This window comes from Qipengyuania qiaonensis (genome assembly GCF_019711515.1).
GTDB classification, from domain to species: domain Bacteria; phylum Pseudomonadota; class Alphaproteobacteria; order Sphingomonadales; family Sphingomonadaceae; genus Qipengyuania; species Qipengyuania qiaonensis.
The window spans coordinates 21,237-31,499 of the sequence record NZ_JAIGNO010000020.1 but is presented as its reverse complement, the minus strand read 5'-3'; the positions used below and the strand labels follow the sequence as shown (position 1 = coordinate 31,499).

Sequence of the window (10,263 nt, the reverse complement as noted above, 5' to 3'; positions counted from 1 at the left end):
TACAAAGCGTTCCATCCAAAGCGTGAATCACAAATCCACGCAAATGGGAATCCTAAATCCCCACAGACCCTAGAGCGCCCGCAGCGCTAGGGAGACCCGGTCGCCCTCCGCGACCCCCTCCGCCTTGCGCACCTGCGCCTTGACCGGGAGCAGCCAGCCACCTTCCTCGCGCGGAAAGCAAGAGGTCTGCCACTCGGTCGCGCCGATCCGAACTTCGACCCTTAGCGAGCGAAATCCGCGCTTGCGCCCGAACTCCAGGCGCCGCATCGCTTCGATTGCCGAAAGCTCCTCGCCAGCCTCGCCATCGACCGTCACGAAAAACCAGCTGACGCCGTTATCGGCGGTCCAGCGCCACAACGGTCCCGAGACGGCCAGCGCATCGCTCACTCGCTTGCGCGCCGCACCGGAACGGGAATGTTGCAGACGTCCGCCCCGCCCGCGGGCACGATGAAGAATGGGTCGCGGCGGTTGGCGCGCGCATCGGCATAGCGGGCGAAGGTCTGGCCTTCGGTTGAAAGGTACTCGAACGCAGGACGCTCGGCAGCCGGGAGTTCGCTCGCTACGCGCACGCTCAGGACCGGCGTGCGCTTGTCTGCCTCGTCGGCGGTGTAGAAGCCCAGATCGCCGGAGCCGCGCGGCAGCGACGAGAGGTATTCCATGCCCTCGATAATCCGCCCGACCAGCGCGATATTGCGATCGAGATGTCGCGGCGCATGGCCGATCACCGTGTAGAGCTCTGCGCCGGTGCCGGTGTCGGGTGACATCCCGCGCCCGACCCCGACCATGCCGTAGCAGTGGACGGGCCAAAACCAGCTTTCCGAAACTTCACTGCTATATCCCTTGGCACGTGCCTCGTGTGCCAGTAGCCGGGGATTTTCGATTGGCTCGTCATCTTCGTCGAACCATTGCCTCTGCTCAGTATTACCAAGGGGCCAACCGTTCCAGATTTCGACCCACTCAGCGTAGCTATCACGCTCGTGCCAACCAGCGATGGCATTGTCGGTCTGAGTGCTCTCGATCGAAATCATGTCGATCTTGTCGCCTTCGCTCATCGTGTCACCTGGCGCGAGACCTGACGCATTCAGTATTTGCAATACGGCCGCATCATGCTCGGCTTCTGATGCCTGAGGGTTTGAAAAAACGCGTTCGGCTTGAGCGAAAGCAACCGCCATCTCCGCTTCCACGGCGGCAAGTTCTGAGTCGGTCGGCGGGTTTGCGACCTGGAGTTGAGCGTTAGCGTCACTAAGAGCGTCCATAGTGACGCGATACTCGCTTTCCGAAATCACATTTAAGCCCTCCGGCAGCGGCTTCGCTTCCCCCTCGGCTTCCGGATTGTCGTAATTCGGATCGCCCCACTGGACGACATAATTGTCCTGCACGCGGTTTACGGCAATATCGTCGTACCACCCGGCGCGGGCGAGGGTGCGGATGTTTTGCACCCAGCCCTGGCTGAAGGGGGCGGACATAAGCTGGATCACCACTTGGCGCGCCGACCCGTCGGCGGCGGGAGCGAGCGTCATCACCAGCAGGTCCTCTGCCGGGATCGCCGTCCATTCGGCTGCCGGGGCCTGGGCCACGATCTCGCCCGGCGAGAGCTCTGTCGACGCGGCATGCTGCGCCAAAGCGGGAGAGCCAAGCGCGAGCAGCGCGGCGAACGAAATGAGCGGCTTCGTCATTCCGACAGGCGTGCCACCGCCAACTGCAAAACAAAAGCCCCCTCTCGCGCATTGTAGGGGCGGGAGGGGGCTTCGAGACGGCGTTCGCAGGGTATGCCTGATCCGCGCAGCACCGTCACTTCGGACATCGTACACCAAAAAACGCAAATGCCAATAATCCTGTTTCCGCTCCGGCTTGCGGAATCACCGTCCCGCCGCTAGAGGCGCGCCTTCTTGTTTGCCCGACTTGTCGGGACTACTGCGCTTTGCGCTATTCGAGGTCCGGGTTGTTCACGAGAACGGCCAGGGCCCGACGAGCGGAAGCCAAGCCGGCCGCAAGGTCGGCCGGTAGCGCAAACGGGAATGCGGAGCAGTGGCCGAGTGGTCGAAGGCGCACGCCTGGAAAGTGTGTATACGGTAACCCCGTATCGAGGGTTCGAATCCCTCCTGCTCCGCCACCGGCCTTTTCAGGTCGATCCGATCCTCCCCGAAATCGCGCGGAAAGCTTTACAATTCCGCGATTTGCGACTCCTATGCAGTCCGAACCCACCCGCCCCTAGCCGAATGCGGGTGGGGGTATATCAGGGGTAAGGGCTCAAACGGATTGGGGGTATTGGATGCTGACGGACAAGGCGGTGCGCGCAGCAGTCGTCAAGGATAAGGCTTACAAGCTCACCGACAGTCGTGGTCTGCACCTACACGTATCGGCGAGCGGACACAAAAGCTGGCGCTATAAATATCGCTTCGAGAGGAAGGAGCAACTGCTGACGCTCGGCGCATACCCCGAGGTTTCGCTGGCTGATGCCCGCGAAAAACGGGACGAAGCGAAGAAGATCCTGCGTGAGGGGCGTGATCCCCGCCACGTCGCAAAACGCAGCCGATTGGTGGGTACCAGCGATTCGGTAAAGTCATTCGAGGAGATGGCGCGCGAGTGGCACGCTCTCCAGATCGAACGCTGGAAGCCTGTCCATGCCAAGGATGTCATCACCAGCCTCGAGCGTGACATCTTCCCTCATCTCGGAGTGATGCCGCTGGCCGAGATCGACAAGCCCCTGCTTCTATCGTTTCTGCGCAAAATCGAGAGCCGCGGCGCGATAGAGACCGCTCGCCGGATCAAGCAGCGCGTGGCGGCTATCTATCGCTACGCCAATGCTGAAGGTGCAAAACTCGAAAACCCTGCGGCGGATATCAACGACGCATTGAAGCCCCTGCCGCCACCGAAGCGTTATCCCGCTTTGCTCGACGTGGAATCCATCCTTACCATGATCGGCGACATCGACCGAGCAGGAGCCTCTCCGGTCAATCGTCTCGCTGCCCGTCTGCTGGCTCTGACTGCGCAGAGGCCCGGCATGGTGCGGTTCATGGAGTGGAACGACATTACCGGCATCGACTGGGCTAATGCCAGTGCGGACAGCAGCGAGGCGCTCTGGAAAGTGTCGGCGGACAAGATCAAACAGGAGCTTCATCTTCGCAGCGATGAAGCGTTCGAGCATCCTATCCCACTCTCGTCGCAATCGGTAGACACACTACGCGCCGTGCGCTGGCTTACAGGACGCTCGCAGTTCGTTTTTCCAGGGGCGCGGTCAGGTTTGAAGCCCATCAGCGAGAATGCCATCGGCTATTTGTACAATCGCGAAGGCTACAAGGGGCGTCACGTTCCCCATGGCTGGCGCTCCAGCTTCTCGACCATCATGAACGAACAGGCCGAGCGCGAACTGGGGACGGATATGCGACTCTTGGCCGATCGAATGATCGTCGACCTGATGCTTGCCCATACCCCGAAGGGCATGAGTGCTAGCGAGCTTCGCTACAACCGCGCCGCTTACATGCCGCGTAGACGCGAACTCGCGCAACGTTGGGCCGACATGATCATGGACGGCGCGATGCCAGCGGGGGAGATCATCGATAGCCCGCGCCGCAAGCGCCGTTAGCCACTACCCCGTTTGGCGGCTTGTTCGGCGATGTAGGCAAGGACTTCGGTCTTAAGCCATCTGCTACTCGAACCGAGTTTAACGGGTTCGGGGAAAATACCCTTATCCATGTCGGCGTAGATCGTGGAGGAACTCCTCCGGGTCAAATCGCATACTTCGTCGAGCGTCATCAAAACTGGTCCAGCGCCAGGCGGATCTTGAGACGGCTGGGTGTGATCTTCGTCGAGCGTCGCCTGATTGGATTCATTGACAATAACCTCCCGAGCCATCGCACGGGCAGCTCTTTTTTGCGGGTCGACGATTGCCTCCACCTGCCGATTGGTCAGCGGCCCGAGCGGCTGGAGCGACACGAGCCAGCGATCAAACTGCTTCGTATCTACAAAAATGCGGTGAGTGGGTTCCGCCGACGCATCCCACCATCGCTCGAGGTTGAAAGCGCCGGTTGAAAAACGAGGCAGCTGATCGTCGATCTCCCAGTGCGCCATCGGAATCGTGGCTACTTCGCCGCCACCCAGGGGTCGCCCGAAGGTGTCGAGCTTTCCGGTCGCGAACGCGTGAGCCATATGCTCCGCGTCCAGCCGCACAAGATCGCGCGCCGCGTCGTTCTCGCCGCCGTCCTCGGGTGCTTCGAAGATGTCGGGCAGCTCGTAAGGTGGGAAGCCGGCCCGGCACATCACAACGTCACCGAATGCCGAGATTAGCGTCTTTCGACCGCTAGAAACGAGACTGGTACGACCTTCGTAAGGTGACCATGGGGTGATAGTATCGCTCACACGGAGAGATTAGCACGCGATCAGTTTTCGGCAATGAAATGACTGCTTTGCGCCCCAATCTCGGCCGTTCACGTGAGCGCCCACTACACCCAAATGCGGACATCGATTCTGCTATTGCGTCACTTCCAATTCTGCAGGCTGAAGGCCTTGATCACTTTCGTGCTCGGCAAACTTTCGCATCGGGCGGAACTTGCCGACAATCTGCGATTGCAGGATTCATGGCGGCATGCCCTGTCCTTTCATTGCGCGAACGGAATGGGCGGCAAGTCATCGTCCTGAGTCCTCCCGATTATCCGCAACTACCTCCCGGCGTGGGTCTGCGCCCATTTTTCCATCGCCTGCAAGACCGGTTTTAAGCTGCGGCCACGGGCGGTTAGCGAGTAATCGACGCGGGGCGGCATCTCGCCGTAGTCCTTGCGGTGAACAAGCCCGTCCGCTTCCATCTCCTTCAATGTTTTCGAAAGTGTGCGATGGGTGATCGCGCCAAGGCGGCGCTGCAACTCGTTGAAACGCAGTGGGCCATCCATGAGCCAGAAAATTACCATCGGACGCCATTTGCCCGCGAGTAGATCGAGCGTCCTTTCTGCCGGGCAATGCCAGCCATCCGCTATAGTTTCCGGCTGGTTCATTACAGTATCTTGCTGGATCGTACTTGCTGACATGTAAGCACACACATATGTTTCGACCAACACGAAAGCAATGCTCCCAAGCGAACAGACGATATACTTGTTCGAAAGGTCAGATCATGAAGACACTCAACACCATTATGCGCAACGACAGCCCTCACTGGGTGGGCGACGGCTTTCCCGTGCGCTCGCTGTTCAGCTACCACGGCGATACCGCCGCCGTTAGCCCGTTCCTGCTATTCGACTATGCCGGACCGTGGAATTTCGAGCCTGTGAAGGGTCATCCACGCGGCGTGGGCGAACATCCGCACAAGGGATTCGAGACGGTGACCATCGTCTATGACGGCGAGGTCAGCCACCGAGACTCCACCGGCGGGGGCGGCACCATCGGTGCGGGCGAGGTTCAGTGGATGACGGCCGGAGCCGGCGTGCTGCATGAGGAGTTCCATTCGCCCGGGTATGCGAAGACCGGCGGTCCTTTCCGCATGGTGCAGCTGTGGGTCAACCTAACTGCGAAGGACAAGCGGACCCCGGCCAAGTACCAGGCGATCACGCGCGATGCGATCCCCGAAGTCACCTTCGAGGGTGGCCGCGCGCGGATCATTGCGGGCGATTTCAGCGGCAACAGGGGGCCTGCCAGCACCTTCACGCCGATCAATCTGTGGGACGTTCGGCTTGATGCCGATACCGATGTGATGCTCCCCGTTCCCGACGGCCACACAACGATGATCGCGGTACTCTCGGGCCATGTCACCATCGACGGCAAGGGATTGGGCGAGGCCGAGATCGGGCAGCTCTCCCGCCATGGCGAAGGCGCGGCGATCAGGGCCGATGGCGATGCCATGCTGCTGGTAATGACAGGCGAGCCGATCGACGAACCCGTGTTCGGCTACGGGCCCTTCGTGATGAACACCGAGGCCGAAATCCGCGAGGCGATCGCGGAATTCAACTCGGGCAAGTTCGGCGCGCTAGCCCCGGCCTGAGCCATTGGTACCCGGAGGGAGCGATCTCTCCGGGCACCTTATTTCGCGCGCCTGCCACACTCTCGTCCCCGCACCCGGACAAACTATCCGCTGAAGGAAATCCCCAATGATCGAACGCATCATCGACAAGCGCACGCATGACCTTGGCGGCGGGTTCGAGGTGGGCCGCGTGCTGCCCTTCCATGCCCGCCGCACGGTCGGGCCCTATATCTTCTTCGATCACATGGGCCCGGCAGACCTCGTCCCGGGCTTTCCGCGCGAGATGGACGTGCGCCCGCATCCGCATATCGGCATCTCGACCGTGACCTACCTTTATGACGGCGCTCTGACTCATCGCGACAGCCTTGGGGTCACGCAGGATATCCGTCCGGGCGAGGTCAACTGGATGGTTACCGGGAGCGGCATCACCCATTCCGAACGCTTCGATCACGCGCGCGAGCATGGGGCGCACATGCACGGCATCCAGGCGTGGGTTGCGCTGCCGACCGAGCATGAAGAAGCCGATCCGGCGTTCTACCACCACGAAGGCTCTGCCGACTTGCCGACGTGGGAAGAAAAGGGCCTGCGCGGACGCCTGATCGCGGGCAACGCCGAGGGAATGCGATCGGCGGTGAAAGTCCACAGCCCGCAATTCTACATGCACTGGGACATGGATACAGGCGCGCGCCGCACCTTGCCGGCGGAGTACGAGGAGCGCGCGGTCTACGTCGCCGCCGGGCGCGCGGAGGTTGCGGGCCAGGTCCTGGGGACGGGACAGATGGCGGTGCTCGAGCCGGGCAAGGACGTGCCTGTCACCGCGAAGGAGGCGGCCACGATCATGGTGCTGGGCGGCGATCCGATCGGCGAGCGGTTCATGCTGTGGAACTTCGTCAGCTCGTCGAAAGACCGGATCGAGCAGGCCAGGGAGGACTGGACGCAAGGGCGCATGAAATTGCCCAATGCGGACGATGAAGAGTTCACGCCCTTCCCGGAGGATCGCGACTATGCCTGACGAGCGATCCGTAATCTCCGTAAGGCTCGAAGATGGCGAGCGGCATGGGCGATATGTCGGCAGGGTCGAAGGGATCGACGCGGAAGGCGAGATCGCCTTCACCCGGCTCGGGCCGGATCTGATCAGTGCCGACCACACGAATGCGCCCGCCGAATTGAAAGGCACGGGTCTGGCGGCTACGATGGTTGAGCACCTCGTTGCCGACGCGCGGGCGCGTGGCTTCAAGGTCGTCCCGATCTGTCCCTATGTCCGCGCCCGGTATGAGAAGCACCCCGAATGGCGCGACGTCTTTACGGTCGGGCCGGGCGAGAAGCCGAAGCTGACGGCGGCGCAGCTCAGAGAGTAATAATCATGCTGCCGGCACCGCATTTCGAAACAGCCGGATCAGTACGGCGGCGGGGTCGTCGCGCGCTGGTTCTTCGCCGCAGCGGTCCACCAAGTCAGGTCATCGGCAAGGCGCGAGAAGGCCCGGTCGAGCGCCTGGCCCGCCTCGCCCACCGGCGCGCCATGTTCGTCGAGCGTCTTGGCAATGGGCCCGACCGCAACGGTGCTGGGGATGACCACCATGCCCATCTCGGTAAGCGTCCCGTGCCAGGTGAGATTGGCGCGTACCCCCGACAATCGGCCCGCAGAATAGCTCGCCACTGCCGCCGGGCGCCAGAACCATTCCTCCAGGAAGTGGTCGGTAAGGTTCTTGAGGCCGGGCTGGACACCCCAATTGTATTCGCCCGTCACGAACACGAAGGCATCGGCGCTGCGGATCTGCTCTGCCAGGTCCTGCATCGCCTGCGGCGCCTCGCCCGGCGCGTATTCCTTGTACATACGGTCGAGCATGGGCAGCCCGATTTCGCGGGCGTCGATCAGCCGGGCGTCGTTCCCGCGACCTTCGAGGCCACGCACGATGTAGTCGGCAAGGCGGATCCCGATTCGATCGGAGCGATAGGAGCCGTAAAGTACGAGGACTCGGTCTTTCATTTCGTCGGGCACCTCGATCGCTCCGCCGCATCGGAAGTTTCCGTAATGGCTGGTGAGGGAAGTGATGGCAATCTTCGGACGCGAAGTTCAGACTTTCGTCTGCAATGTCAACGCGACGAAAGGGATAGCGAGACGTTTGTCGGGACCTCACTCTTAGCAAGCGCTCCGGTGTCGTGCGGCGCTCAGGCTGACGCCTTGGTGCCGATCTTGCGGCAAATAGCAGGGGGGCGGGTTTATCCAATACTGACCAATCGCTATGGTAGGCCCGATTCAAGGAGCGATTGCCGCTATTCGTGCCGCTAGATTGCGAAGGCGCTCACGCGCTTGGCCATCTTGTAAATACTGCTGCAAAGCTACCAGGGTTGAATGACGGGTGCTGCCACTGGAGCGCCCACCGGCCGTATCTATCCAAATCGCGACGACGGCCGCACCATGGGAAACATAGTGATGATGGTTCTGGCCAATTCGAGTCTCTCCCACCGGTATTGCCGCGGTCGGCAGCCGTCCTATCGGCGCGCGGCGCGCGATCCGGCTTGCCCGTCGATCCCGATCGTGACGTGTACGATGCTGGAGCGGCAACCATGACCATCCATGCCCATTCCTCATACGCCGAGTGGCACAGCAAAGGCCAGCATGCGTCCTACTTGCGCAGCATGAAGTCCCCCGGCGCAATTCTCGACATACTCGAGATCGAGCGACCGGCGGGAGACATGTCTCGCCCGGCCGTGTCGGACATCGTGCTGGTGGAGGACATGCTCGGCTCCAGTCGGGTCCGAGGAAATCTGGGAGGAGGGCGCTTCGATGTGACCAGCCGCAAAGGCACCCTCGCCCTCGCTGCGCCCAATTTTCCGACCACCGTGATCAATGAAGAGAGACAACGGCTTCGCACGCTGGCCTTTCCCTTGGCGCAGTGGCAGCACGTCCTGGACGAGGCCGCCGATGGCCGGTTCTCGTTCGACACATCCTGCATCTATGGCCAGGTGTTCGAATCCCCGGCAATTCGCACCGCAGTCCGGAACTTGTGGGCGTTCTGCGAAGACGAGGGGGCGCCATCGCGGCTGCTGGCGCGGGCCGCGGGCTGCGAGATCCTCGCCGAACTGAGCCGGATGGGCGGGACTCCGTTCGCACCGACAAAGGGCGGCCTCGCACCATGGGCACAGCGGCGCAGTCTGGATCTGATGCATGCCCGGCTGGCCGAAGACGTCAGCCTCGACGAACTGGCGGCAGAAGCGCAGTTGTCGCCTTTCCATTTCGCCCGGATGTTCAAGCAGTCCCTTGGCGTACCGCCGCGGGTCTATCTGACGCGACTGAGGGTGGAGAAGGCCTGCGAGCTTCTCGAGCAGACGGATCTTCCGATCACCCAGATCGCCTTCGAGGTCGGATACTCGTCGAACCAGGTCCTCGCCCGGGTCTTCCTCAAGCACATGCGCATGAGCCCTTCCGACTTTCGGCGCGCTGTCCGGGATCCCAAGCGAGCTAGCACATGACGTCACGTTCGGCAGCTTCCTGGATAGCCCGAAAGGTGCATCGACCGATCTCCGGTCCGCGTGGCAAGCCCGACTATTTCAACGTCTCAGCGGCTTGTCGGATTACCTCGGTCACTTCGTCGGGACTTGTCATCGGCAGCATGTGACCATTCTCGACATCCGCGACCGTCGAACCGGCTCGCTGCGACATCCGGCGCTGGAGGTCGGGCGGTATGGTCCGGTCGATGGTCGCGATGATCGACCAGCTCGGCTTATCGTTCCACGCTGCAGAGCGCGCCCGATATTCAAGTATCGCCGAGTGGGACGCGGCTTGCGACCGTGCGACGAAGATGGCGTCTTCTTCGGACAGGCCATTGCCCACGATCGCGAGAAAGGCGTCTTCCTTGATCAGATAGTGGCCGTCATCGAATATCGTGAGCTTGTCGGGGGTGAACTCGCCCGGAGCGGAAGCCAGCAAATCCCCGCCGCTCTCACCAACATCGGGTTGGAACGCCGCGACGTAGACCAGGCCCCTGACGTCCGGGTCCGCCCCCACTTCGCTGATCACGACGCCGCCGTAGGAATGGCCAACCAGCAGCATCGGGCCCTCCTGCACATCGACTACCCGCTGTACTGCGGCAATGTCGTCTTCGGTGGAAGTCAGCGGCATCTGCGCGATCGTGACTTTATACCCGTCTGCCGTCAGGCGGTCGTAGACGTCGCGCCAAGTGCTGCCGTCGACGTTTGCGCCGTGGACAAGGACGATGTTCTTCACGTTGGCCAGTGCCGCACCTGACGGAAAGGTCATGAAGCCCAGCAACAGGGCACTGGAAAGAAGAAAGGCTCGCAGATGATACATGACC

12 protein-coding genes and 1 tRNA gene are annotated in these 10,263 nt (G+C 61.8%); 6 read left to right on the top strand and 7 right to left on the bottom strand.

What is annotated here, in order from left to right; all coding sequences use genetic code 11:
- Positions 1–69: 69 nt before the first annotated feature.
- Genes K3174_RS16410 through K3174_RS17050 form a run of 3 tightly spaced genes read right to left on the bottom strand, consistent with a single transcriptional unit; the run spans position 70 to position 1,804 of the window.
- Positions 70–387 carry a DUF1905 domain-containing protein gene (locus K3174_RS16410; RefSeq protein WP_221560519.1) on the bottom strand — a complete coding sequence of 106 codons (318 nt, stop codon included), beginning with the start codon at positions 385–387 and terminating at the stop codon, positions 70–72.
- The gene (locus K3174_RS16920; protein WP_247712256.1) at positions 384–1,676 is read right to left on the bottom strand and encodes a peptidylprolyl isomerase; all 1,293 of its coding nucleotides are present in this window, start codon (positions 1,674–1,676) and stop codon (positions 384–386) included. The genes K3174_RS16410 and K3174_RS16920 overlap by 4 nt, the downstream gene beginning before the upstream one ends.
- On the bottom strand, positions 1,673–1,804 hold the full coding sequence (locus K3174_RS17050) for a hypothetical protein (protein ID WP_282099734.1): 132 nt from the start codon (positions 1,802–1,804) through the stop codon (positions 1,673–1,675). The genes K3174_RS16920 and K3174_RS17050 overlap by 4 nt, the downstream gene beginning before the upstream one ends.
- A gap of 218 nt (positions 1,805–2,022) precedes the next feature.
- Here K3174_RS17050 and K3174_RS16395 point away from each other — a divergent pair.
- Both K3174_RS16395 and K3174_RS16390 read left to right on the top strand, forming a co-directional pair.
- Positions 2,023–2,113, top strand: a tRNA-Ser gene (locus tag K3174_RS16395).
- A 159-nt stretch (positions 2,114–2,272) separates the two neighbouring features.
- Complete coding sequence (locus K3174_RS16390; RefSeq protein WP_221560518.1) at positions 2,273–3,586, top strand: tyrosine-type recombinase/integrase; 1,314 nt, start codon at positions 2,273–2,275, stop codon at positions 3,584–3,586.
- On the opposite strand, the gene K3174_RS17125 is transcribed toward K3174_RS16390, so the two are convergent.
- Positions 3,583–4,359, bottom strand: a complete 777-nt coding sequence (locus tag K3174_RS17125) for a helix-turn-helix transcriptional regulator (RefSeq protein ID WP_221560517.1) — start codon at positions 4,357–4,359, stop codon at positions 3,583–3,585. The genes K3174_RS16390 and K3174_RS17125 overlap by 4 nt on opposite strands.
- Before the next feature lie 299 nt (positions 4,360–4,658).
- Positions 4,659–5,051, bottom strand: a complete 393-nt coding sequence (locus K3174_RS16380; RefSeq protein WP_345719676.1) for a winged helix-turn-helix transcriptional regulator — start codon at positions 5,049–5,051, stop codon at positions 4,659–4,661.
- Positions 5,052–5,104: 53 nt separating this feature from the next.
- On the opposite strand from K3174_RS16380, the gene K3174_RS16375 reads away from it, so the two are divergent.
- The 3 genes from K3174_RS16375 to K3174_RS16365 all read left to right on the top strand — a co-directional run bounded on the left by K3174_RS16375 (position 5,105) and on the right by K3174_RS16365 (position 7,305).
- Positions 5,105–5,968 carry a pirin family protein gene (locus tag K3174_RS16375; protein WP_221560516.1) on the top strand — a complete coding sequence of 288 codons (864 nt, stop codon included), beginning with the start codon at positions 5,105–5,107 and terminating at the stop codon, positions 5,966–5,968.
- Positions 5,969–6,074: 106 nt separating this feature from the next.
- On the top strand, positions 6,075–6,959 hold the full coding sequence (locus K3174_RS16370; protein ID WP_221560515.1) for a pirin family protein: 885 nt from the start codon (positions 6,075–6,077) through the stop codon (positions 6,957–6,959).
- Positions 6,952–7,305, top strand: coding sequence for a GNAT family N-acetyltransferase (locus K3174_RS16365; protein ID WP_221560514.1), 354 nt, complete (start codon positions 6,952–6,954; stop codon positions 7,303–7,305). The genes K3174_RS16370 and K3174_RS16365 overlap by 8 nt, the downstream gene beginning before the upstream one ends.
- A 38-nt stretch (positions 7,306–7,343) precedes the next feature.
- Here K3174_RS16365 and K3174_RS16360 read toward each other — a convergent pair whose 3' ends face one another.
- On the bottom strand, positions 7,344–7,934 hold the full coding sequence (locus tag K3174_RS16360) for an NADPH-dependent FMN reductase (RefSeq protein ID WP_221560513.1): 591 nt from the start codon (positions 7,932–7,934) through the stop codon (positions 7,344–7,346).
- Between the two features lie 581 nt (positions 7,935–8,515).
- Here K3174_RS16360 and K3174_RS16355 point away from each other — a divergent pair.
- Entirely contained in the window at positions 8,516–9,421 is a 906-nt protein-coding gene (locus tag K3174_RS16355) for a helix-turn-helix domain-containing protein (RefSeq protein ID WP_221560512.1), read from the top strand.
- A 73-nt stretch (positions 9,422–9,494) separates the two neighbouring features.
- Here the strand turns inward: K3174_RS16355 and K3174_RS16350 are convergent, their stop codons facing one another.
- Entirely contained in the window at positions 9,495–10,259 is a 765-nt protein-coding gene (locus tag K3174_RS16350; protein WP_221560511.1) for an alpha/beta fold hydrolase, read from the bottom strand.
- Positions 10,260–10,263 lie beyond the last annotated feature (4 nt).

Coding starts and splice junctions, on each gene's coding strand:
- K3174_RS16365 (WP_221560514.1), top strand. CDS start 6,952: ATGCCTGACGAGCGATCCGTAATCTCCGTAAGGCTCGAAGATGGCGAG.
- K3174_RS16390 (WP_221560518.1), top strand. CDS start 2,273: ATGCTGACGGACAAGGCGGTGCGCGCAGCAGTCGTCAAGGATAAGGCT.
- K3174_RS16355 (WP_221560512.1), top strand. CDS start 8,516: ATGACCATCCATGCCCATTCCTCATACGCCGAGTGGCACAGCAAAGGC.
- K3174_RS16350 (WP_221560511.1), bottom strand. CDS start 10,259: ATGTATCATCTGCGAGCCTTTCTTCTTTCCAGTGCCCTGTTGCTGGGC.
- K3174_RS16920 (WP_247712256.1), bottom strand. CDS start 1,676: ATGACGAAGCCGCTCATTTCGTTCGCCGCGCTGCTCGCGCTTGGCTCT.
- K3174_RS17050 (WP_282099734.1), bottom strand. CDS start 1,804: ATGTCCGAAGTGACGGTGCTGCGCGGATCAGGCATACCCTGCGAACGC.
- K3174_RS16360 (WP_221560513.1), bottom strand. CDS start 7,934: ATGAAAGACCGAGTCCTCGTACTTTACGGCTCCTATCGCTCCGATCGA.
- K3174_RS16370 (WP_221560515.1), top strand. CDS start 6,075: ATGATCGAACGCATCATCGACAAGCGCACGCATGACCTTGGCGGCGGG.
- K3174_RS16375 (WP_221560516.1), top strand. CDS start 5,105: ATGAAGACACTCAACACCATTATGCGCAACGACAGCCCTCACTGGGTG.